Origin of the sequence: Cupriavidus gilardii (assembly GCF_013314895.1) — a bacterium.
In the GTDB taxonomy this organism is placed as follows: Bacteria; Pseudomonadota; Gammaproteobacteria; order Burkholderiales; family Burkholderiaceae; genus Cupriavidus; species Cupriavidus gilardii_C.
In genome coordinates, this window is sequence record NZ_JABTYE010000034.1 from 1 (window position 1) to 21,446 (window position 21,446).

The window sequence follows — 21,446 nt, forward strand, 5'->3', positions numbered from 1 at the left end:
GAGAAACGAGATTATGCAGAACCTTTCGCTTCTCGTCAACAGGTTTGTCAGCACTTTCTGCTGCGGCGCCAGCACCGCAGCGCCTTTGCCTCCCTGCCAACCCCGCCGCCGTTCGGCTGCGAGGGGGCGAATATTAAGGGAGTACGCGCCGCCTGGCAATACCCTTGTCATCTTTTTATGCCAGGCGGCGCGGCAGCCGCTTCAGCGGTGCTGGAAGTTCGGCGCGCGCTTCTCGACGAAGGCGGCCATGCCTTCCTTCTGATCCTCGGTGGCGAAGGTCGAGTGGAACAGCCGGCGCTCCAGATGCACGCCTTCGCTCAGCGAGGTCTCGTAGGCCGCGTTGACCGACTCCTTGATCATCATCACGACCGGCAGCGAGAAGCCGGCAATGGTTTCGGCAGCGGTGACCGCCTCGTCGATCAACTTGTCCGCCGCGACCACGCGTGACACCAGGCCGGCGCGTTCCGCCTCGGTGGCATCCATCATGCGCGCGGTCAGGCACAGATCCATCGCCTTGGCCTTGGACACCGCGCGCGGCAGCCGCTGCGTGCCGCCGGCGCCGGGCATCGTGCCCAGCTTGATCTCGGGCTGGCCGAACTTCGCGGTGTCCGCGGCGATCACGATGTCGCACATCATCGCCAGTTCGCACCCGCCGCCCAGCGCGTAGCCCGCCACCGCTGCAATCACCGGCTTGCGGATGCGGCGGATGGTCTCCCAGTTGCGCGTGATGTACTCGCCCTTGTAGACATCCATATAGCTGTACTTCGCCATCATGCCGATGTCCGCGCCCGCGGCGAAGGCGCGTTCGCTGCCGGTGATCACGATGCAGCCGATGCCCTCGTCCTGGTCGAAGGCCGTCAGCGCGGCGCCCAGTTCGTCCATCAGCGCGTCGTTGAGCGCGTTCAGCGCCTTCGGACGATTCAGCGTCACCAGCCCGACGCGGCCACGGGTTTCCACCAGGATGTTGTCGTACGCCATGGGTTTCCTCTGTCTCCAATGAAAAAGGGATGCCGGCACAATGGCTGCAACGCCGGTCAGCATCGTTGGGATCAGCAACGATACCCGGCCGTAGCAAACCGCGAAAGATTAATGCTAACATTTGCCGACCGACTGGTCGGTTAATTAAAACCGCCGTCGCGCTTCCCTACAATGCCAGACGAAGCCGCCACCCGGCTTCGATCCAGAACAACCTTCCGGAGCGAGCGCCCAAGCGCCGCCGCAACCGGGACATGGCAGGAGACAAGCCCATGCACGCCACGCCCACGCCCACGCCGTCGCCCCGTACCGCCGTCGACGCCGGCCCGGTACTGCTGGCCTGGCACGGCGACGTCGCCGTCGTCACGCTGAACCGGCCGGACAAGCTCAACAGCTTCACCCGCGAAATGCATGCGGCGCTGGTGCAGGCGCTGGATCACGCCGAGGCCGGTCACGCACGCGCCCTGCTGCTGACCGGCGCCGGACGCGGCTTCTGCGCCGGCCAGGACCTGGCCGATCTGGATTTCACCCCAGGCCGCATGACGGACCTGGGCGACCTGATCGACAGCGCCTTCAACCCGCTGGTGCGCCGGCTGCAGTCGATGCCGCTGCCGGTGATCGCCGCCGTCAACGGCACGGCCGCGGGCGCCGGCGCCAATCTGGCGCTGGCCTGCGACATCGTGCTGGCGGCCCGCTCGGCCAGCTTCATCCAGGCCTTCATCAAGATCGGACTGGTGCCCGATTCGGGCGGCACCTGGTTCCTGCCGAAGCGGCTCGGCATGGCGCGCGCGCTGGGACTGGCGATGACCGGCGACAAGCTGTCCGCCGACGAGGCCGAGAAGTGGGGCCTGATCTGGGAGGCGATGGACGATCCGCTGCTGATGGAGCAGGCCCTGGCGCTGGCCACGCATCTGGCCGCGCAGCCGACCCGCGCGCTGGCCGCGATCAAGCGTGCGATGTACGCGAGCGCGACGCAGACGCTGGACGCCCAGCTCGACATGGAGCGCGACCTGCAGCGCGCGCTCGGCGGATCGCACGACTATGCGGAGGGCGTCAACGCTTTCCTCGAAAAGCGCGCGCCGCGCTTCACCGGCCAGTAGCCTGCCGGCCGCGGCCTTTTCCCAGCCCTTCCCGACTCTTGAGCAGGAGATCCGCTTGACTCCCGATCCGCAAGCCCTGGCCGAAGCGGCCGCGGCCAGCATGTACGAGGCCGACAGCTGCAGCCGCTGGCTCGGCATCACGATCGACGCGATCGCCCCCGGCTATGCGCGGCTGTCGATGCCGGTGCGCGACGAATTCCTGAACGGCCACGGCATCTGCCACGGCGGCCTGATGTTCACGCTGGCCGATTCGTGCTTCGCCTTCGCCTGCAACAGCCACAACATCAACACGGTCGCGGCCGGCTGCAGCATCGAATTCCTGAAGCCGGTCCGCGGCGGCGACGTGCTGACCGCCGAGGCGACCGAGCAGGTGCTGTCGGGCCGGCACGGCATCTACGACATCCGCGTGACCAACCGCGACGGCGAGGTGGTGGCGATGTTCCGCGGCAAGTCGGCGCAGATCAAGGGCCATGTCGTGCCGCCGCCCGAAGCGGGCTGACTGCAGCCCGCCCTCCATCGCCCGATCGTTGCAGCCGGCCCGTAGCGACAACCGTAGCCACACCCCCAAGCGCCACCCATAGCAGGAGACAACAATGAGCACGCGCCTGACCGATCTGCCGCTGGAGCCGATCGAGACCGCCAGCCGCGACGAATTGCAGGCCTTGCAGCTGCAGCGCCTGAAGTGGTCGCTCGACCATGCCTATCGACATTCGCCGGTCTATCGGCGCAAGTTCGACGAGGCGGGAGTGCACCCGGAAGATCTGAAGTCGCTGGCCGACCTGGCGCGTTTTCCGTTCACCACCAAGCAGGACCTGCGCGACAACTACCCGTTCGGCATGTTCGCCGTGCCGCAGGACCAGGTCGCGCGCATCCATGCGTCATCGGGCACCACCGGCAAGCCGACCGTGGTCGGCTACACGCTGCGCGACATCGACATCTGGGCCACAGTGATGGCGCGCTCGATCCGCGCGTCGGGCGCGCGGCGCGGCGACAAGGTGCACATCAGCTACGGCTACGGCCTGTTCACCGGCGGCCTGGGCGCGCACTACGGCGTGGAGAAGGCGGGCCTGACCGCGATTCCGTTCGGTGGCGGCCAGACCGAGCGTCAGGTCCAGCTGATCCAGGACTTCCGCCCCGAGATCATCATGGTGACGCCCAGCTATATGCTGGCGATCGCCGACGAATTCGAACGTCAGGGGCTCGATCCCGCGCAGAGCTCGCTGCAGGTCGGCATCTTCGGCGCCGAACCGTGGACCCCGGAGATGCGCGTGGCCATCGAGCGGCGCATGGGCATTTCCGCGGTCGACATCTACGGCCTGTCCGAGGTAATGGGCCCGGGCGTCGCCAACGAGTGCGCCGAGACCAAGGACGGTCCGACCATCTGGGAAGACCACTTCTACCCTGAGATCATCGACCCGAACACCGGCGAGGTGCTGCCCGACGGCAGCTTCGGCGAGCTGGTGTTCACCTCGCTGACCAAGGAGGCACTGCCGATCGTCCGCTATCGCACGCGCGATCTGACCCGTCTGCTGCCCGGCACCGCGCGGCCGGCGTTCCGCCGGATGGAGAAGATCACCGGCCGCTCCGACGACATGATGATCATCCGCGGCGTCAACGTGTTCCCCTCGCAGATCGAGGAACTGATCCTGAAGCACGCCGAACTGGCGCCGCACTACCAGTGCGTGCTCGGCAAGGACGGCCCGCTGGACACGCTCACCGTGCGCGTCGAATGCGCGCATGGCGTCGAGCCGGACACCGTGCGCCAGGCGCGCGATACCTTGATGCACGAGATCAAGGCCTATATCGGCGTGACCGTGGCGCTCGAGATCCTGCCGTCGGGCGGGGTCGAGCGCTCGGTCGGCAAGGCGCGGCGGATCGTCGACCAGCGCCCGCGCTGAACCTGCCGCGGTTACTCGCGCGCCGCGCTCAACTGCGCGGCATCAGCACCCACATCCGCCCGGCCTGCTTCATGCGGCCGGCGGTCTCGCCGGCCGCATCGCCTGCGCCCCAGAAGAAGTCGGCGCGCACGCCGCCCTTGATCGCGCTGCCGGTGTCCTGCGCAAAGACCAGCCGCTCGATCGGTTCGCTCGACAGCGGCCGCGTGGTCGACAGGAAGACCGGCACGCCGAGCGGGATCGTGGCGGGATCGACCGCGATCGAGCGCTCCGGCGTCAGCGGCACACCCAGCGCACCGATCGGGCCGTCGTTGTTGGGCGGCAGCTCGCGGAAGAACACATAGCGCGGATTGACGTTCAGCATCTCCTCGACCCGTGCCGGATTGGCGCGCGCCCACGCCTTGATGCCCTGCATGGTGGCTTGCGCCGGGGTGATCTCGCCGCGATCCAGCAGCCATTTGCCGAACGAGCGGAACGGCTGATCGTTGGTGCCGCCGAAACCGACCCGCATCATGGTGCCGTCGGCCAGGCGAATGCGGCCCGAGCCCTGGATCTGCAGGAAGGCGGCCTCGACCGCGTCGTCGACCCAGACCACCTCGTTGCCGCGCAGCGCCGGATCGCGCAGCAGCTCGGCACGCGGCGGCAGCGGCCGGTTGCCCCACTGCGGCGGCTTGCGGTGCAGCGGAATCTGGTAGGCGCCCTGGCGCGTGCGCGAGCCGTGCAGGATCGGCTCGTAGTAGCCGGTCACCAGCCCGCTGTCGGTACCGTCGCCGTTGACGACGCGGTAGGGCTGGAAATGCTGCTCGAAGTAGCTGCGCAGCGCCTGCGGATCGCTGGCATCGACCATCAGCCCGGCCGTGCATGGACCGCGCCATTCGGCGCGCTTCTTCAGCGCCTGGCAGCTGGCCTGCAGCGCCGGCCACGCGGCCCGCACGTCGTCGCGCGTCCAGCCGCCGATCTCGCTCCAGCTTGCCGGCTGCAGCCGGCCCTTGCCGCCGACGCCCGTCACCGGAGGCGTCGGCTGCCCGGTTTCGATGCGCGGCGGCGGACCGCTGACGCAACCGGCCAGCACCGCCGCCGCGCCGACAATGGCCCATAGCGCGCGGGCGCCGGGCAGCCGGCTGGCGACGGTAGTGAAGCGAGTGGAAAGCAGGGGAAGACGGCGAATGGCGAAAGCGGAGTCGTGGTCAGTCATCGTTTTCGGTGGGTTGTCGCCGGGCGCGGCCGCGGCGGCAAGGACAGTGGCTCTCAGTGGCTCTCAGTGGCTCTCAGTGGCTCTCAGTGGCTGGCTATGGCTGGCTGTGGCTTGCAGCAGGCATGCACACGGGACCGGCCGGCGGCCGATGCCCTACAATGCTCGGGCCGATCCGGCAGGGCTCCTCCATGCCGGATCGACGTTGGCTCGAACGCGGGAATCATCCATGAGCGAATTCTTTCAAGACCATCCCATGCTGCTGTTCGCCCTCGAGGCCGGCGTGGCGTTGTTTCTGCTGATCTTCATCGTGGTCTGGACGATGGGCACGGCCAAGAAGCATCCGCGTCCCAGCCGCGCCCCGGACGATCATCCGTCGCGCGCCGCTTCGCAGCAGGCCGGCCAACCGGGCAAGCCCTCGGGACAGGCGCACAGCAAGGACAACGCGCCGGGCGCCTAGGTTCCGGCGGCCCGCAATGCAGCCTCAATGCAGCATGCGCGGCAGCACCAGCGCGAACTCGGGAATCGGGACCTCGAAGCGATGGCCGTCCTCGGCCACGCAGAAGTACTTGCCCTTCATCGAGCCGACCGGCGTGGAGATCGTCGCCCAGCTGGTGTATTCGAAGTGCTCGCCTGGCTTGAGCAGCGGCTGATGCCCGACCACGCCGAGCCCCGCCACTTCCTGCGTGGCGTTGTCGCTGTCGGTGATCTGCCAGTGCCGCGAGATCAGTTGGGCCGCAACCTCGCCGGTGTTCTGGATCGTGATGGTGTAGGCAAAGGCATGGCGTCCGTGTTCCGGGTCGGACTGGTCGGGCAGATACTGCGTGCGCACGGAAACGGAAAAAGCGTACTCGCTCATTGTCGGGGTGGCCGGTGGCAAGACAAGGTAGCGGCATTGTGCGGCAAGGGCAGGGGTGCGGCAAGTCGGGTTCACGCCCCCGCCCGTCCGGCGCCCCGGCCTCGCCGGCCGCAAAGGCGGCGTAAAATGGCGCCCTTGCGCGCCGGCCGCACTGGCAGGACGCGCCCTCGCCGCATCCTTGCCACGTCACCCACGCCATCATGAGCACCCCGACCTATCGCATCGCCCCGTCCATCCTGTCCGCCGACTTCGCCCGCCTGGGCGAGGAAGTGCGCCGCGTCACCGAGGCCGGCGCCGACTGGATCCACTTCGACGTGATGGACAACCACTACGTGCCGAACCTGACGGTCGGCCCGCTGGTCTGCGAGGCGATCCGCCCGCACGTGACCGCGCCGATCGACGTGCACCTGATGGTGCGTCCGGTCGACCGCATCATTCCGGACTTCGCCAAGGCCGGCGCCAACATCATCACGTTCCACCCCGAGGCGAGCGACCACGTCGACCGCTCGCTGGCGCTGATCCGCGATCACGGCTGCCAGGCCGGTCTGGTCTTCAATCCCGCCACGCCGCTGCACCATCTCGACCACGTGATGGACCGGCTCGACGTGATCCTGCTGATGTCGGTCAACCCCGGCTTCGGCGGGCAGGCCTTCATTCCCGAGACGCTCACCAAGCTGCGCGCGGTACGCGAGCGCATCGACGCCTATGCCGCCCGCACCGGCCGCACGATCCTGCTGGAAGTCGACGGCGGCGTGAAGGTCGAGAACATCGCGCAGATCGCCGCGGCCGGGGCCGATACCTTCGTCGCCGGCTCGGCGGTATTCGGCAAGCCCGACGCCGACGGCGGCTATCGCGGCGTGCTGTCGGCCTTGCGCGCCGAACTGGCCAAGGTGGGCCAGTGATGGAAGGGGCGACGCTCAAGCGCACCGACTGGCGCGGCATTCGCGGCGCCATCATCGATCTGGACGGCACCATGGTCGATACCGCGGGGGACTTCCACGCGGCGGTCAACGCGATGCTGCAGGCCCTGTCGCATCTGCATCCGGCGCTTGGGGACATCGCCCCGCTGCCCCTGCCCGAGATCGTCAGCTTCGTCGGCAAGGGCTCCGAGAACCTGATCCGCCGCGTGCTCGACACGCGGCTGCCGCCCGCCGCCGCCAACGGGCTGTTCGCCGACGCGCTGGCGCTGTACAACCGCGAATACCTGCGCATCAACGGCCAGTTCTCGGCCCTCTACCCCGGCGTCGAGGCTGGGCTGGCCGCGCTGAAGGCCGCCGGCCTGCGGCTGGCCTGCGTCACCAACAAGCCGCACGACTTTACCGCGCCGCTGCTCGACAAGCTCGGGCTGGCGCCCTCTTTCGAGCTGGTCTACGGCGGCGATGCGTTTCCGTTCCGCAAGCCGGATCCGCTGCCGCTGCTGAAGGTATGCGAGGCGTTCCGCCTCGAGCCGGCGCAGATGGTGGCCATCGGCGACTCGGAAAACGACGCCATGGCGGCCCGCGCGGCCGGTATCGGCGTGCTGCTGGTGCCCTATGGCTACAACCATGGCAAGCCTGTACAAGGCGTCGACGCCGATGGTATAGTCGGCTCGCTTGTCAAGGCCGCTGAGATCTTGGCAGCACACCGGTAGTCTCCGGCCACGGCTCGCCAGCCTCACCGCGCGCCCTGCCCGATTCCAGAGACCGCCCACTCCGCATCCCGCGCAGACACCCGAGAACACGACCTTCATGTTCCTGAACCGCAAACGCATCTTTACTGACAGTGATCGGCAGGCCTGGCCCTGGCGTCGCTGGCGCGCCTCTCAACAGGCGTAAAGTGCGTTCGCGACTGGGCTGATCGCGTCCCGCCGATTCCATCGGCACGGCGCGTCGACCGGACCGGCGGTCCTGCCGGCCCGGTTTCCCTTCCCGGCAATCCCTGCTAGCGTTACCCGAACGCGCAATACGCCCCTGGCTCGAGACGAGCGACAGCGGAACGACCGATCGATCGGACCGTCCGCGTCCTTCCGACGAGCCGCCAGAACGGGGCCGGTGCTTCGGCCATCCTGCCCCTCCCAGAATCGCCCGCCGGGGACCACCTTGCCGCAGCGCCCCGGTGCGCCGTCCCAGAGGACCGTCATGACCGAACTCGAATTCAAATCGCTGGCCGACCAGGGCTACAACCGCATTCCGCTGATCGCCGAGGCCTTCGCCGATCTCGAGACGCCGCTGTCGCTGTACCTGAAGCTCGCGCAGTCGCAAACCCGCGGGGTCAACACCTTCCTGCTCGAATCGGTGGTCGGCGGCGAACGCTTCGGCCGCTATTCCTTCATCGGCCTGCATGCGCGCACGCTGCTGCGCGCCTACGGCCAGCGCACCGAGGTGGTGACCGACGGCAAGGTGGTCGAGACGCACGAGGGCAATCCGCTGGACTTCATCGCCGCCTTCGAGCGGCGCTTCAAGGTCGCGCTGCGCCCCGGCCTGCCCCGCTTCTGCGGCGGCCTGGCCGGCTACTTCGGCTACGACACGGTGCGCTATATCGAGAAGAAGCTGGCCGACACGCAAAAGCCCGACGACCTCGGCCTGCCCGATATCCAGCTGCTGCTGTGCGAGGAACTGGCGGTGATCGACAACCTGTCGGGCAAGCTCTATCTGATCGTCTACGCCGATCCCGGCATGCCGGAAGCCTATTCGCGGGCGCGCCAGCGTCTGCGCGATCTGCGCATGAAGCTGCGCCAGCCGGTCGACGTGCCGGTCACCAGCCCGTCGGTGCAGACCGAGGTCTATCGCGAATTCGACAAGGCCGACTACCTCGCCGCGGTGGGCAAGGCCAAGGAGTACATCGTGGCGGGCGACATGATGCAGGTGCAGATCGGCCAGCGGCTGACCAAGCCCTACCGCGACGCGCCGCTGTCGCTGTACCGCGCGCTGCGTTCGCTGAACCCGTCGCCGTACATGTACTTCTACAACTTCGGCGACTTCCAGATTGTCGGCGCTTCGCCGGAGATCCTGGTGCGGCAGGAAACGCGCCGCACCAGCGAACAGGGCGAGACGCGCTCGCGCCGTGTGGTGACGATCCGCCCGCTGGCCGGCACGCGCCCGCGCGGCAATACGCCCGAGCGCGACGCCGAGCTGGCCACCGAGCTGCTCAACGATCCGAAGGAGATTGCCGAGCATGTGATGCTGATCGACCTGGCGCGCAACGACATCGGCCGCATCGCCGAGACCGGCTCGGTCAAGGTCACCGACCGGATGGTGATCGAGAAGTACTCGCATGTGCAGCACATCGTCAGCTCGGTCGAAGGGACGCTGAAGGACGGCATCAGCAATCTGGACGTGCTGCGGGCGACCTTCCCCGCCGGCACGCTGAGCGGCGCGCCGAAGGTGCGGGCGATGGAGATCATCGACGAGCTCGAGCCGCGCAAGCGCGGCATCTACGGCGGCGCGGTCGGCTATCTATCGTTCGGCGGCGAGATGGATCTGGCGATCGCGATCCGCACCGGCATCGTCAAGGACGGCAATCTCTATGTGCAGGCAGCCGCCGGCATCGTGGCCGACTCCGATCCCGAGGCCGAATGGCGCGAGACCGAGGCGAAGGCGCGCGCGGTGATCCGCGCCGCCGAGCAGGTGCAGGACGGGCTGGACTCGGACTTCGCGTAAGCGCCGCCCGCAGCCCGAAGACTTCGTCGCCCCTCGCACGCGGGGGCCGGGCCTCTTCCCTCCGGGAAAAAAGGAAGCCGCTGGGTTCCCGCCTGCGCGGGAACGACGCGCTCTACTTCACCGCAGAAATTTGCCGGGCGGGCGCTTGCACCGAATGCGGCAGATGTACATCCGCGATGGTGCCGTCCCCCTCATGGTCGACCACCGCGACCTTGGCCTTCTGCAGCGCGCTCAGCTGCTGCCCCGACAGCTTGAAACTGCGCGCCAGTTCGTCGTCGCGCAGCGCCGGGATCGGCTTGCGCCGATCGAGCCCGGAGAAGCGGTACTGGTTGTAGAGCGCCCAGGTCAGCAGCACCACGCCGTTGAACAGCCCCACCACCACGTAGATCGACAGCGTGCCCGCGGTCGGCAGCAGCGCCGACCAGAACGGCACGTCGGGACCGGCGTTGGCGTGACGCAGCACAGCCAGCAGCCCGGTCACGCACAGGTAGCCGAAGCCGACCCAGGCCAGCGCGGTCAGCAACGCATCGATCAGCCAGCCCACGCGCGTGCGCCTGGTACGAATGATCATGTCATCGGGATTCATCACGACCTCATCGATTTGATGCCGCGATCCGGGCTGGTCCAACGGGCACGGCGCCGGGTCTTGAGCATGACTTTGGGGAAGGCCATCAGCGTGGTCAGCATGCCGATCATCCAGAAGGCCAGCGGATACCAGATGGTCCAGTACATCGAGCGGCCCAGCTTGGGCTCGTAGCGGCGGTCGATCGCCACGCTGATGGCGAACTGCAGCACGCAGACCACCGCCAGCACCATGCCGGTAAAGCCCGGCGGCACGAGCTTCTCGATGCGGATGTTGTCCGGCAGGTCGACGAAGTAGCCGAGTGCCCACAGGATGATCGACATCGCGAAGATGAAGGCCCAGCCCGCCGACAGGCAGTACTCGGCCATCAGCGGCCACAGCCGGCGATGGCGCCAGATCCAGATCGAGCGCACGTTCTTCAGGAACACCTCGGCGCCGCCCTGAGCCCAGCGCAGACGCTGCTTCCACAGGCCGCGCAGCGTCTCGGGCATCAGGATCCAGCACAGCGCGCGCGGCTCGTAGAAGATCGACCAGTGGTCGCGCTGCAGCTTCCAGCTGATGTCGATGTCTTCGGTGATCATGTCCAGGCTCCAGTAGCCGGCACGATCGAGCGCGCGGCGGCGGAAGGCCGCCACCACGCCGGACACCGTGAAGACCTGGCCGTAGACGCGCTGGGTGCGCTTGATCAGCCCGATGATCGACGAGAACTCGCCCACCTGAATGCGGCCGATCAGCGTCGAACGCGTACGGATGCGCGGGTTGCCGGTCACCGCGCCGACGCGCGGGTTGTCGACCATCGGCGCAACCAGGTACGCGGCCGCATCGGGGTCGAGCACCGCGTCGCCGTCGATGCAGACCAGATACTCGCCGCGCGCGGCGAGCGCGCCCATGCGCAGCGCCATCGCCTTGCCCTGGTTCTGGGCCAGGTGGACCACGCGCAGGCGCTCGTGCTTTGCCGCCATCGCATCGAGCAGCGCACCTGTGCCGTCGCGCGAACCGTCGTTGATGGCGATCACCTCGAAGTTCGGATAACGCTGCGCCAGCGCGGCGCGCAGCGTTTCTTCACCGTTCTTCTCCTCGTTGAAGCAGGGCACCAGGATCGAGATGAAGGGCTCGCCTGCCACCTTGGGCGGCTGGCGGTCTTCGTCCCAGGACCACTTGCGCTCCCAGTGCCACCAGTAATAGACGCCGCCGGCCATCCACAGTCCCGACATGAACAGCGGATAGAAGAACACGAAGGCAAGCAGCAGGTCGCCGGTGGCGAGCACGGCCAGGCCGATCGGCATGCCGAGCGCGATGCACAGGACGATCAGGGCAAATAGACGTTCGATCATGGCGCGGGGTACCAGGCATTGGACAGCGCCGGCCGGATCACGTCGAGCCGAGGCTGGTTGTTATGGAAGTCGTCCGGGTAGTAGCCGAAATTGCGGGCGCCGCGGCGCTGCAGGCGCTGCATCCAGCCCGCCAGCACGGCACTGTCCACCGGCGGCGCATCGGCCTTGCGCCAGTCGCGGCTCTGCAGCTCGAACACGGTGCGGCGCAGTGCGCCGGGCCGCTTGGCCACGGTATCGACCAGCGAATCGAGCCACGCGTTTTCCTTGCCGGCCGGCACCTGCTCCATGTAAGGCATGGCCATCGGCGCGGTCCAGTCATAGGCGCCAAGGAAATCGTCGAGGTTCTGCGCGAACCAGGCCTCGCTCTCCGGCTGCAGGATCGGGGCGGCGAAGATGTTGCGTGCGGTCTTGATCGCCGGTCCGCGGATCGCGCGTACCTTGGCGGTCAGTTCGTGGGTGAAGTCGACCAGCGCCCGGCTCTTGAACCGCGTCCAGCGCTGCATCGTCTCCGGACTGGCACGCAGCGCCTCGATCGAATCGGGCAGTCCGGCCTTGCGATAGGCCGCCAGGGCCGGCGCGCTGACATCCTCGAAGTCGCTCATCACGGCGTCGTCGTGGAACAGGATGCCGTCGAACACCGCATGGCGTGCCAGGTCCTCGTAGAGTTCGCCGATGCGCTGGCGGGCCGCCGGATCGAACGGCGACAGGCGCCGGTACTGCTTCGGATCGACGTCGACGCGGCCCGTCTGCGGATCCCAGCGCGACACGCGCGCGATCGACTTGTCCAGGTCGAGGGCCAGCACCGGCATCCACGCATAGAGCTTGACGTTGGTCCTGTTGCGCAGCTGCCAGGCGACGCGGTTGAACAGGTCGGCGCGCACCGGCAGCACGCGGTTGGGGAAGTACACCGACTTCACCAGGCCGCTGGCATCGGGGTCGGCAAACGCCTGCAGGAAAACCGTGTCGATCTGCAGGTCGTAGATGCGCTGCACCAGCTTGTCCAGATTGCGGTCGATCTGCGCGGGATCGGCGTCGTAGACATAGTCCAGGTCCACATGCGCGACGCGCATGTTCTGCTGCTGCTCCATCTCGACCACCGACTGCGCGAAGCCGCGCAGGCCCGGATCGTCGCCGATCAGCAGGCGCGCGCCGGACATCAGCTTGTCGACCGTCGCCAGCCCGTCTTCCAGCGTCAGCGCCATCTGGTAGCCGTTCTCGCCGATGATGCGCAGCGCCGAACCGCTTTCGGCGCCATACGGCCAGATCCACACGCGCACCGGCTTGCCGGTGATGCGCCGGACCTTCTCGGTGATCCGCTGCACGTCGTTGCGCACACGCTTTTCATAGGCGGCGTCGCTCTCGTAGGTGCCGGTCTTGCTGTCGTAGGCATGTACCGCGGCCACCGGCTGGGTATTGCCCTGCGGGTTGGCCAGCACGCCGTAGTGGTGCGCGTCGGTATGGGCGCCGATCTCGACCAGGCCCGAGGCGGCAATCTCGCGTACCTGCTGCCACGTCAGCATGCGGTCGCGTTCGGTCGGCGTGCCGCCGAAATCGACCGGCTTGTTCTCGGGCGTGTCGAGCCATACGCCGACCGGCGCCAGCACCGCGGGCCAGCGATAGGCCTTCAGGATCGGCAGCACACGCGTATAGAAGCTGCGGTAGCCGTCGTCGAAGGTCAGCAGCACCGCACGGTCGGGCAGCGCCTCGCCGTCGTTGCGGGCGGCCAGGATCTGGTCGACGGTGACGGGCCGATAGCCGTTCTCGCGCAGCCAGGCCAGCTGACGGATCAGCTGGTCGGTGCGTACGCTCAGATAGGCCTGGTCCGGGTCGCGGTCCTCCACGTCGTGGTACGCCAGCACCGCGACATGGTTGCGCGGCCAGGGCTGTTCGGCCTTCGGCACCGGCCGTTCGGCCGGCGGCGTGAAGCGCGGAATGTCCTTGGCGCAGGCGGCGAGCAGCAACGTCGCCACTGCGAGGAACAACATCAGAAAGGCGCGATAGGGGCGCATCAAGGTGGCTTCCATGGCATGCATCCCGTTCAGAATCGGTAGGTCAGGTCGAACACGATGCGCAGTTCGCGCTCGCGCTGGCCGTCGTACGGACGGCTGGTGCCGGTGATCGTGGCGCCGACGTCGAACACGTCGTTGGTGCGGAAGCGCTGCCCGTAGCCGATCATCATGATGGCGCCGGTACCGTAGCCGCGCTGCGCGTACGCGCCCGCGCCGGCCAGGAACTGCTGCTCCCAGACGGTTTCGTAGCGGCGATGCAGCGTGTGCGTCAGCCGGACCGACGGCAGCAGCGTCAGGTCCGAGCGCGGGTTGTAGTACGGCGTGTCCCGGCGCGTGTTGCGCGAGGCCCAGATGTCGACCAGCAGGTCGCCCTTCAGATGCGGCGCGGTATAGAAGCGCTGCACGCCGGCGACGCCGCCTTCGAGGCGGTCGTTGCCATCGCTGAAGCGCGACGGCGCCACCGTGAACATCCACTCGCTGCGCTCGCTGGCGCGGTAGCGCGCGAAGGCCGACAACGTATCGGCATAGATGCCCTGCTTGAGCGCGCGCAGCGGCGTGCCGGTCGAACGCAGCGCGCCCGAGGCGCCGATCTGCCAGCGATCGTCGATGTCGTATTGCGCCGACAGCCGTCCGCCGGCACGGCCGTTGCCGCCGCCGCCATAGTCGTGCGCCGAGACCTCGCCTTCGACCGTCAGGTCGCGCACGCGGTACTGCACGCCGGTGCGGGCCCAGCGGTAGTCGACGCTGCCTTCCTGGAAGCGGCCGGTGGCGTAACCGATGCCGCCGAAGGCGCGCCAGTCGTAGTTGATCGGCGGGGTGTACAGCACCGCCTCGATGCCGAAGTTGCCGTTGCCGACTACGGCGCTGTCGTTGGCGAGACCCCGATAGCCCTCGATGCGCAGCTCGGACTTGTTATGGACCTGCCAGTCGCGATCGAGGCGCTTGACCGCCAGGTCTTCGGGATAGCGCGCCATCGTGTCGTTACGCAGCATCTCTGCCTGCCGCCATTCCTGCAGATCGAGCGCGGCATGGCCCTGCTGGACCTCCAGCGGCACGGCGCGCGGGTCCAGCGTTTCGGCCAGCTTCAGTTCGCTCTCGGCCTGACGCGGCCAGCCGCGGGCGCGATACAGCTCGGCCCGCAGCACGCGCAGCCGCGAATTGCCCGGCGCACGGCTGACAAGATCTTCGAGCCGCTGCTGCGCGTCGACGGTGTCGTCGGCGAGGCGGCGCGAACGCGCGCTGACCTCGGCGGCATCGAGCCACAGGTCGTTCGGCTGGCGCGTCGGCTGGCCGCGCAGCCACCGCCAGCGCGGTTGCTCGGCGCTGGCCTGCTGCACCACCTCGCCGGCCGGCGGGAATTTCTCCGCCTCGGCATGCGCGTAGTAAAGTCCGGTCTGCGCGGCCAGCCGCGCCTCGGCGTCGCTGCCCGGCGGATACGCATCGCGGATCGCCTGCGCATACAGCGTCTCCGCCTGTTCGGGATGCCGCAGATACAGATAGGCCGCGGCGACGTCGGTCAGCGCGAAGGCCGGTACCTCGACGCCTTCGGCGCGCAGCGCCTCGTATTCGTTGACCAGGTCCTGCATCCGCACGCGCGCGTGCAGCGCGGCGAGCCGGTCGATGCGGGCGCGGCGCAGCTGGGCTTCGCCGCGCGGGCCGGCGCCGCGCAGTTGCGGCAGCAGTTGCTCGTAGCGGGCCAGCGCGCGGTCGGCGATGGCGAAGCGCTCCGCTTCGGTGCGGGTCGGCATGTCGGCCAGCCGCACCTGTTCGGCGGTCACATCCAGTTCCAGCTCGAGCCGGTCGGCGCGATCGAGCAGGCCCGGATGTTCGTCGGCTACGCGCAGCGCGGCTTCCGGCAGGCCGGCGTGCTCGAGCGCACGCACGTATTCGCGCACCACGTCCTTGCGCTGCGGCGCCAGGCCATGGGCCCGGTCGGCCTCGAACAGCGCCTCGTACGGATCGTTGGCGCGGGTGTGCGCGTACGCCAGCGCAATGCGGGCATCGGGGTTGGCCGGCTGCCGCTCGACCAGCGCCCGGCCCGCCGCGACGGCGTCGGCGGTGCGGCCGCTGTCGGCCAGTACCAGGATCTCGCCCAGGGCGAAGTCCTGGCGCCCCGGGAAGCGCTGGCGGCCTTCGCGGTACAGCGCCAGCGACGCGTCCCACTGGCGTTCGTCGCGTTGTGCGCGTGCCACGGCGGCGAGCACGTCGGCCGGCAGGGTGCTGGCGTCCGCGCCCAGGGCACGGTAGGTGTCCAGGACCTCGGCCGGGCGGCCCGCCCAGCCGGCGATGATCATGCGGTCGTAGGCCGCGCGGCGATCGGTCGGCGCCTGCGCCAGCCGTTCGCGCAGCGCGATCAGGGCCGGTTCGTGGTCGCCGGCGCGGGCGCGCTGGATCAGCGCATCGTATTGCTGGTCGGCCTGCGCCAGTGCGGCATGCGCCGGCAACGCCAGGCAGGACATCGCCGCCGCCAGCCCGACGGCCAGCTGCACCGGGGTACGCCGCCGCAACGTGTGCATACGGCGGGGATCGGCCGGAACGCGGGCAGGAGAGCGCGAATGACGCGTCATCAATGACTCCATGGGGACTCCGCAGCCTGTCTCGCTGTGATGGTCAAGCACCCGCGGCGTGCCATCGAAGACGCGCGCGCGAGTCCGTTATCGGCTAGGGAAGGGCGGCACGAGGGCACGGAACCCGATCGGGTCTGTCCCGCCTGCGGAGATCGACGGGGGAGGACCTACGGGATCCGGCGGGCACCGAAGAACCGCGCCGGATGGCCATCCGCAGCAGGGATGGCGTCGTGCAACCGCAATCGATGCTGATTCGCAAGATGCGGTGCCGCAAAACTTCGCAAAGTGTAGTGAAGAAGCTGAAAATCGATTGTGAACGATAGAAAACGTGCCAAATTCCGCTTCCCCGGGACCCAACCGTGGTTGGGGATTGCGGAGCGGGCCGGTTGCCGGGCGGCACTCGCGCTCGACACCGGCACGCGAGGCAAGTTAAAGTAGCGACTTCGTTCCGGATGCGCGGTGTCCCACAAAGCGTCGCTTTCCGTGTAACCTCCGAACACACCCCCCGATTCACCCGATCATCCGATCACGCAATCGTCTGACGCAGAACCACGATGACCTTCCGGGCTCCGACCGTTTCGTCGCATCTGTCCCGTTGGTGGCGCTTCCACTAGGAAGCGGCACGTCGTTGCGTTCTTTCGCACCTTGCCGCCGTTCCGGTTGGCAAACGTGCGGTCCGACAGCTCACCGGTGCGGCGGCTCCTAAATACCCAGGAGATCTGCCGATGCCGTCGAATTCCTCCCCCCGATCTGCCCGATCCAAATACCGCCGCGCGCCAGCCTGGCCGACCACGCTCGCCTGCGCCTTCGCCTTCCACCAACGCACCACCACCATTCAAGCCGGGTGAATCATGCTGCTGATGATCGACAACTACGACTCGTTCACCTACAACCTGGTGCAGTACTTCGGCGAGCTCGGCGCCGACGTGCGGACCTACCGCAACGACGAGATCACGATCGAGGAGATCGAATCGCTGGCGCCCGAGCGCATCTGCATCTCGCCCGGCCCGTGCAGCCCGGCCGAGGCAGGCATCTCGGTGGCCGTGCTGAAACACTTCGCCGGCAAGCTGCCGATCCTCGGCGTGTGCCTGGGCCATCAGGCCATCGGCGAAGCGTTCGGCGGCAAGGTGATCCGCGCCAAGCAGGTGATGCACGGCAAGGTCAGCCGCATCGAGACCACGCAGCAGGGCGTGTTCGCCGGCCTGCCCAAGGCGTTCGACGTGACGCGCTATCATTCGCTGGCGATCGAGCGCGAGACCCTGCCCGACTGCCTCGAAGTCACCGCGTGGACGCCCGACGGCGAGATCATGGGCGTGCGGCACAAGCAGTTTGCGATCGAGGGCGTGCAGTTCCATCCCGAGTCGATCCTGTCCGAACACGGACACACGCTGCTGGACAACTTCCTGAAGGTGGCGCGATGAAACGGCTCGATGCCCCCCTCGCGCCTGCCCTCGCCCCTGCCCCTGCTCCCTCACGCGCCCGATCGAACGAACCCCACGCCTGCGAGACCGCCATGCCCATCACGCCCCAGGAAGCGCTGACGCGCTGCATCGAACACCGCGAAATCTTCCACGACGAGATGCTGCATCTGATGCGGCAGATCATGCAGGCGCAGATCTCGCCGGTGATGGCCGCCGCGATCCTGACCGGCCTGCGCGTCAAGAAAGAGACCATCGGCGAGATCACCGCCGCCGCGCAGGTGATGCGCGAATTCGCCAACAAGGTCACGGTGTCCGAGCGCGAGCATTTCGTCGACATCGTCGGCACCGGCGGCGACGGCTCGCATACCTTCAATATCTCGACCGCGTCGATGTTCGTCGCCGCCGCGGCCGGTGCCCGCATCGCCAAGCACGGCAACCGCGGCGTCAGCTCGAAGTCGGGCAGCGCCGACGTGCTGGAGGCGCTCGGCGTCAACATCATGCTGACGCCCGAGCAGGTCGGGCAGTGCATCGCGCAGACCGGCATCGGCTTCATGTTCGCGCCGACCCACCACCCGGCGATGAAAAACGTCGCGCCGATCCGCAAGGAAATGGGCGTCCGCACGATCTTCAACATCCTCGGCCCGCTGACCAATCCGGCCGACGCCCCCAATATCCTGATGGGCGTGTTCCATCCCGACCTGGTCGGCATCCAGGTGCGCGTGATGCAGCGCCTGGGCGCGCGCCATGCGCTGGTGGTCTACGGCAAGGACGGCATGGACGAGGTGTCGCTGGGCGCCGCCACGCTGGTGGGCGAACTGAAGGACGGCGAGGTGCGCGAGTACGAGATCCATCCGGAGGACTTCGGCCTGTCGATGATCTCGAACCGCGGCCTGAAGGTGGCGGACGCCGCCGAATCGAAGGAGATGCTGCTCGAGGCGCTGTCCAACGTGCCGGGCACCCCGCGCGAGATCGTGTCGCTGAACGCCGGCACCGCGCTGTACGCGGCCAATGTCGCGTCGTCGATCGAGGACGGCATCGCCCGTGCGCGCGAGGCGATCGCCAGCGGCGCGGCGCGCGCCAAGCTCGACGAGTTCGTGCAGGCCACGCGCCAGTTCCAGTAATCGAGGCAAGCAAGCATGTCCGACATCCTGCAGAAGATCCTGGCCGTCAAGGCCGACGAAGTCAGCGCCGCGCGCAAGCGCCGCGATTTGCCCAGCCTGCGCGCCGAAGCGGAAAGCCTGCGCGATGAAGCCGGCCTCGCGCCGCGCGGATTCGGCGCGGCGCTGCGCGCGAAGATCGAAGCCGGCCAGGCCGGCGTGATCGCCGAGATCAAGAAAGCGTCGCCGTCCAAGGGCGTGCTGCGCGAGCATTTCGTGCCCGAGGCGATCGCCGAAAGCTATGCCGTCCACGGCGCGGCCTGCCTGTCGGTGCTGACCGACGAGCGCTTTTTCCAGGGCCATGCCGATTACCTGCGGCGAGCCCGCGGCGCCTGCCCGCTGCCGGCGCTGCGCAAGGACTTCATGGTGGACCTGTACCAGGTGTACGAGGCCCGTACCTGGGGCGCCGATGCGATCCTGCTGATCGTCGCCGCGCTCGATCCCGGCCTGATGGCCGAACTCGAGGCCTGCGCGCACGAGCTGGGCATGGACGTGCTGGTCGAGGTCCACGACGGCGCGGAGCTGGAAGCGGCGCTGCGGCTGAAGACGCCGCTGGTCGGCGTCAACAACCGCAATCTGCGCACGTTCGAGGTCTCGCTGCAGAACACGCTGGACCTGCTGCCGGCGATGCCGGCGGACCGGCTGGTGGTCACCGAGTCCGGCATTCTCGGACCGGATGACGTGGCACGGATGCGCGAGGCCAATGTGCACGCGTTCCTGGTCGGCGAAGCGTTCATGCGCGCCGAAGACCCGGGCGCCGAACTGGCCCGGCTGTTCGCCTGAGGCCCTCGGCTCCCGCCCACCTACTACCCGCGCCCAGACCGCTCCGATGGCTCAGGAAATCGAACTGAAACTGGCCGTGCCCGATGCGGCCGCCGCGGCCGCGCTGATCGCCTGGCTCGACGCCAATGCACAGGCGGTCGGCGAATCGCATCTGCTCAACGTCTATTTCGACACGCCGGCCCACGAGCTGGCGCAGGCACGCGCCGCGCTGCGGCTGCGCCGCGACGGCGCCCGCTGGCTGCAGACGCTGAAGACGGCGGGACGCAGCGAGGCCGGGCTGGCCACGCGCAACGAATGGGAGACCGAGGTCGCGGGCGAAGCCCTGGAGCCGGCGCGGCTGCCCGCCGAGGCGCGCGCGCTGCTCGACCCGCTGGCGGGCCGGCTGCAACCGGTGTTCCGCACCGATTTCGTGCGGCGGACCTGGCGGCTGCGCTGTCCGTTGACGGGCGGTAGTGAGGGGCAGATCGAGGCGGAAGTCGAAGCGGCGCTGGACACCGGCGACATCGCCGCCCTGACGCAGGACGGCACCACGCGCACGTCCGCGCGCGAGACCATCCACGAACTCGAACTCGAATGGCTGTCCGGCGACGCGTCGCAAGCGGCCGCGACGCTGCGCGCGCTCGGCGAGCGGCTTGGCACGGTCGCCGCACTGACGCCGTCGGATCGCAGCAAGGCCGCGCGCGGCTATGCGCTGGCCGGGCAGGCCGGCTCGCCGGCGGGAGCGGCGTGATGGGCCGCCGTCCGAGCCGACCCGCCGGCGATACGGGTCAAGGCCAGCTGTTTGCCGACGTGGAGGAGGTATCCGGGGCCGGAGTGCGAGCCAGGGCGTCGACCGATGCCGCGACTGCCGCCCGCGCGCCGCAGCAGCCGCAATGGACCCCGCTGGCGGCGCAGGCCGAGGCCCTGCCGCCCGCCTGGCGCGCGCTGCTGGCGCCTTGCCTGGCCACGCCGGCATGGCAGCGGCTCGCCAGCTTCGTCGACGGCGAGCGCGCCGCCGGCAAGCCGGTGTTCCCGCGCGACGTCTTCCACGCGCTGCATCTGACACCGCCCGAGGCGGTCAAGGTCGTGATCCTCGGTCAGGACCCGTACCACGGCGTCGGCGTGGTCGACGGCGTCGAGGTGCCGCAGGCGCACGGACTGGCCTTCTCGGTGCCGGACGGCGTGCGGGTGCCGCCGAGCCTGCGCAACATCTTCAAGGAGATTGCAGCCGAATACGGCGATCCGGCGGTGGCGCGGCCCACCGCCTCAGGCAATCTCGAAGGCTGGGCGCGCCAGGGCGTGCTGCTGCTCAATACTGTGCTGACGGTCGAACAAGGGCAGGCCGCGAGCCACGCCAAACGCGGCTGGGAAGCGGTCACCGACTGCCTGATCGCGGCGCTGGCCGCCAGCCAGACGCATCTGGTGTTTTTGCTGTGGGGCAGCCATGCGCAGGCCAAGAAGGACCTGCTGACCGGCGAGCACTGCATCCTGGAGGCACCGCACCCCTCGCCGCTGTCGGCGCATCGCGGCTTTCTGGGGTGCGGACATTTCCGCCTCGCCAACGACTGGCTGGTCGAGCACCAGCGCGAACCGATCGACTGGAGCGCGCACCAGGTTCGGCCGTGACTACGTCGAGCGCCACTCGAACAGCTCGAACTCGCCCTCGCCGGGCTCGACCTCCAGCTTTTCGACCGTTGCTCCCGGCGGACCCTGCTCCATCCATTCGCGCAACTGGGCCAGCCGCTCCGGTGGTCCGTAGGCCATCACCTCGACCGTGCCATCGTCGCGGTTGCGCACCCAGCCGCCCAGGCCCAGCTGGATCGCCAGATCCTCGCAGGCCGCGCGATAGCCGACTCCCTGCACCTTGCCGTGCGCCACCATGTGCCAGGTTTCCATCGCCGTTCCTCCTTGCGAGTCCGCACATCCGTACAACCGTAGACTAGTGCGATGACGC

The 21,446-nt window shown here is 68.4% G+C and carries 20 protein-coding genes; 12 read left to right on the top strand and 8 right to left on the bottom strand.

The genetic code is table 11. The features are described from left to right. Positions 1–201: 201 nt before the first annotated feature. On the bottom strand, positions 202–978 hold the full coding sequence (locus tag HTY53_RS22990; protein ID WP_174108916.1) for an enoyl-CoA hydratase: 777 nt from the start codon (positions 976–978) through the stop codon (positions 202–204). A gap of 269 nt (positions 979–1,247) precedes the next feature. On the opposite strand from HTY53_RS22990, the gene paaG reads away from it, so the two are divergent. The 3 genes from paaG to paaK all read left to right on the top strand — a co-directional run bounded on the left by paaG (position 1,248) and on the right by paaK (position 3,973). Beyond that, positions 1,248–2,075, top strand: a complete 828-nt coding sequence (gene paaG, locus HTY53_RS22995; protein ID WP_174108917.1) for a 2-(1,2-epoxy-1,2-dihydrophenyl)acetyl-CoA isomerase PaaG — start codon at positions 1,248–1,250, stop codon at positions 2,073–2,075. A gap of 55 nt (positions 2,076–2,130) precedes the next feature. Beyond that, positions 2,131–2,574: a hydroxyphenylacetyl-CoA thioesterase PaaI gene (paaI, locus tag HTY53_RS23000; protein WP_174108918.1), complete on the top strand. Its 444-nt coding sequence runs from the start codon at positions 2,131–2,133 to the stop codon at positions 2,572–2,574. 94 nt (positions 2,575–2,668) lie between these two features. Beyond that, positions 2,669–3,973, top strand: coding sequence for a phenylacetate--CoA ligase PaaK (paaK, locus tag HTY53_RS23005; RefSeq protein WP_174108919.1), 1,305 nt, complete (start codon positions 2,669–2,671; stop codon positions 3,971–3,973). Positions 3,974–4,001: 28 nt separating this feature from the next. Here paaK and mltA read toward each other — a convergent pair whose 3' ends face one another. Continuing rightward, positions 4,002–5,165 carry a murein transglycosylase A gene (gene mltA, locus HTY53_RS23010; RefSeq protein ID WP_174108920.1) on the bottom strand — a complete coding sequence of 388 codons (1,164 nt, stop codon included), beginning with the start codon at positions 5,163–5,165 and terminating at the stop codon, positions 4,002–4,004. Positions 5,166–5,391: 226 nt separating this feature from the next. On the opposite strand from mltA, the gene HTY53_RS23015 reads away from it, so the two are divergent. Next, positions 5,392–5,622 (top strand): hypothetical protein, encoded by a 231-nt coding sequence (locus HTY53_RS23015; protein ID WP_174108921.1) that lies wholly within the window; start codon positions 5,392–5,394, stop codon positions 5,620–5,622. A 24-nt stretch (positions 5,623–5,646) separates the two neighbouring features. On the opposite strand, the gene apaG is transcribed toward HTY53_RS23015, so the two are convergent. Then, positions 5,647–6,021, bottom strand: coding sequence for a Co2+/Mg2+ efflux protein ApaG (gene apaG / locus HTY53_RS23020; protein WP_006579374.1), 375 nt, complete (start codon positions 6,019–6,021; stop codon positions 5,647–5,649). Positions 6,022–6,221: 200 nt separating this feature from the next. On the opposite strand from apaG, the gene rpe reads away from it, so the two are divergent. The 3 genes from rpe to trpE all read left to right on the top strand — a co-directional run bounded on the left by rpe (position 6,222) and on the right by trpE (position 9,659). Beyond that, a complete protein-coding gene (gene rpe, locus HTY53_RS23025) occupies positions 6,222–6,923 on the top strand; it encodes a ribulose-phosphate 3-epimerase (protein ID WP_174108922.1) in 702 nt (233 codons plus the stop codon). Continuing rightward, positions 6,923–7,651: a phosphoglycolate phosphatase gene (gph, locus tag HTY53_RS23030; protein WP_174108923.1), complete on the top strand. Its 729-nt coding sequence runs from the start codon at positions 6,923–6,925 to the stop codon at positions 7,649–7,651. Before rpe ends, gph begins: the two co-directional genes overlap by 1 nt. Before the next feature lie 487 nt (positions 7,652–8,138). Next, entirely contained in the window at positions 8,139–9,659 is a 1,521-nt protein-coding gene (gene trpE, locus HTY53_RS23035) for an anthranilate synthase component I (protein WP_174108924.1), read from the top strand. A gap of 112 nt (positions 9,660–9,771) precedes the next feature. Here the strand turns inward: trpE and pgaD are convergent, their stop codons facing one another. From pgaD to pgaA, 4 genes are read right to left on the bottom strand one after another with little or no spacing between them, the layout of a single operon-like run. After that, positions 9,772–10,245, bottom strand: a complete 474-nt coding sequence (gene pgaD, locus HTY53_RS23040; protein WP_174108925.1) for a poly-beta-1,6-N-acetyl-D-glucosamine biosynthesis protein PgaD — start codon at positions 10,243–10,245, stop codon at positions 9,772–9,774. Further along, complete coding sequence (gene pgaC, locus HTY53_RS23045) at positions 10,245–11,576, bottom strand: poly-beta-1,6-N-acetyl-D-glucosamine synthase (RefSeq protein WP_174108926.1); 1,332 nt, start codon at positions 11,574–11,576, stop codon at positions 10,245–10,247. The genes pgaD and pgaC overlap by 1 nt, the downstream gene beginning before the upstream one ends. After that, positions 11,573–13,600, bottom strand: coding sequence for a poly-beta-1,6-N-acetyl-D-glucosamine N-deacetylase PgaB (gene pgaB, locus HTY53_RS23050; protein WP_174108927.1), 2,028 nt, complete (start codon positions 13,598–13,600; stop codon positions 11,573–11,575). The genes pgaC and pgaB overlap by 4 nt, the downstream gene beginning before the upstream one ends. A gap of 14 nt (positions 13,601–13,614) precedes the next feature. Next, positions 13,615–16,152, bottom strand: a complete 2,538-nt coding sequence (gene pgaA, locus HTY53_RS23055) for a poly-beta-1,6 N-acetyl-D-glucosamine export porin PgaA (RefSeq protein ID WP_254600084.1) — start codon at positions 16,150–16,152, stop codon at positions 13,615–13,617. 851 nt (positions 16,153–17,003) lie between these two features. Here pgaA and HTY53_RS23060 point away from each other — a divergent pair. The 5 genes from HTY53_RS23060 to HTY53_RS23080 all read left to right on the top strand — a co-directional run bounded on the left by HTY53_RS23060 (position 17,004) and on the right by HTY53_RS23080 (position 21,118). Further along, entirely contained in the window at positions 17,004–17,573 is a 570-nt protein-coding gene (locus tag HTY53_RS23060; protein WP_174108928.1) for an aminodeoxychorismate/anthranilate synthase component II, read from the top strand. 92 nt (positions 17,574–17,665) lie between these two features. Continuing rightward, positions 17,666–18,694 (top strand): anthranilate phosphoribosyltransferase, encoded by a 1,029-nt coding sequence (gene trpD, locus HTY53_RS23065; RefSeq protein WP_064576979.1) that lies wholly within the window; start codon positions 17,666–17,668, stop codon positions 18,692–18,694. Between the two features lie 15 nt (positions 18,695–18,709). Then, positions 18,710–19,513 (top strand): indole-3-glycerol phosphate synthase TrpC, encoded by an 804-nt coding sequence (trpC, locus tag HTY53_RS23070; protein WP_174108929.1) that lies wholly within the window; start codon positions 18,710–18,712, stop codon positions 19,511–19,513. Between the two features lie 46 nt (positions 19,514–19,559). Then, the gene (locus HTY53_RS23075) at positions 19,560–20,243 is read left to right on the top strand and encodes a CYTH domain-containing protein (protein ID WP_174108930.1); all 684 of its coding nucleotides are present in this window, start codon (positions 19,560–19,562) and stop codon (positions 20,241–20,243) included. After that, positions 20,243–21,118 (top strand): uracil-DNA glycosylase, encoded by an 876-nt coding sequence (locus HTY53_RS23080; protein WP_174108931.1) that lies wholly within the window; start codon positions 20,243–20,245, stop codon positions 21,116–21,118. Before HTY53_RS23075 ends, HTY53_RS23080 begins: the two co-directional genes overlap by 1 nt. On the opposite strand, the gene HTY53_RS23085 is transcribed toward HTY53_RS23080, so the two are convergent. Next, positions 21,119–21,388 (bottom strand): acylphosphatase, encoded by a 270-nt coding sequence (locus HTY53_RS23085; RefSeq protein WP_174108932.1) that lies wholly within the window; start codon positions 21,386–21,388, stop codon positions 21,119–21,121. Positions 21,389–21,446: the final 58 nt, after the last annotated feature.

Coding starts and splice junctions, on each gene's coding strand:
- pgaD (WP_174108925.1), bottom strand. CDS start 10,245: ATGAATCCCGATGACATGATCATTCGTACCAGGCGCACGCGCGTGGGC.
- HTY53_RS23085 (WP_174108932.1), bottom strand. CDS start 21,388: ATGGAAACCTGGCACATGGTGGCGCACGGCAAGGTGCAGGGAGTCGGC.
- gph (WP_174108923.1), top strand. CDS start 6,923: ATGGAAGGGGCGACGCTCAAGCGCACCGACTGGCGCGGCATTCGCGGC.
- rpe (WP_174108922.1), top strand. CDS start 6,222: ATGAGCACCCCGACCTATCGCATCGCCCCGTCCATCCTGTCCGCCGAC.
- trpD (WP_064576979.1), top strand. CDS start 17,666: ATGCCCATCACGCCCCAGGAAGCGCTGACGCGCTGCATCGAACACCGC.
- HTY53_RS23060 (WP_174108928.1), top strand. CDS start 17,004: ATGCTGCTGATGATCGACAACTACGACTCGTTCACCTACAACCTGGTG.
- pgaA (WP_254600084.1), bottom strand. CDS start 16,152: ATGACGCGTCATTCGCGCTCTCCTGCCCGCGTTCCGGCCGATCCCCGC.
- pgaC (WP_174108926.1), bottom strand. CDS start 11,576: ATGATCGAACGTCTATTTGCCCTGATCGTCCTGTGCATCGCGCTCGGC.
- apaG (WP_006579374.1), bottom strand. CDS start 6,021: ATGAGCGAGTACGCTTTTTCCGTTTCCGTGCGCACGCAGTATCTGCCC.
- HTY53_RS23015 (WP_174108921.1), top strand. CDS start 5,392: ATGAGCGAATTCTTTCAAGACCATCCCATGCTGCTGTTCGCCCTCGAG.
- paaK (WP_174108919.1), top strand. CDS start 2,669: ATGAGCACGCGCCTGACCGATCTGCCGCTGGAGCCGATCGAGACCGCC.
- pgaB (WP_174108927.1), bottom strand. CDS start 13,600: ATGGAAGCCACCTTGATGCGCCCCTATCGCGCCTTTCTGATGTTGTTC.
- trpE (WP_174108924.1), top strand. CDS start 8,139: ATGACCGAACTCGAATTCAAATCGCTGGCCGACCAGGGCTACAACCGC.
- mltA (WP_174108920.1), bottom strand. CDS start 5,165: ATGACTGACCACGACTCCGCTTTCGCCATTCGCCGTCTTCCCCTGCTT.
- HTY53_RS23075 (WP_174108930.1), top strand. CDS start 19,560: ATGGCTCAGGAAATCGAACTGAAACTGGCCGTGCCCGATGCGGCCGCC.
- HTY53_RS22990 (WP_174108916.1), bottom strand. CDS start 978: ATGGCGTACGACAACATCCTGGTGGAAACCCGTGGCCGCGTCGGGCTG.
- HTY53_RS23080 (WP_174108931.1), top strand. CDS start 20,243: ATGGGCCGCCGTCCGAGCCGACCCGCCGGCGATACGGGTCAAGGCCAG.
- trpC (WP_174108929.1), top strand. CDS start 18,710: ATGTCCGACATCCTGCAGAAGATCCTGGCCGTCAAGGCCGACGAAGTC.
- paaG (WP_174108917.1), top strand. CDS start 1,248: ATGCACGCCACGCCCACGCCCACGCCGTCGCCCCGTACCGCCGTCGAC.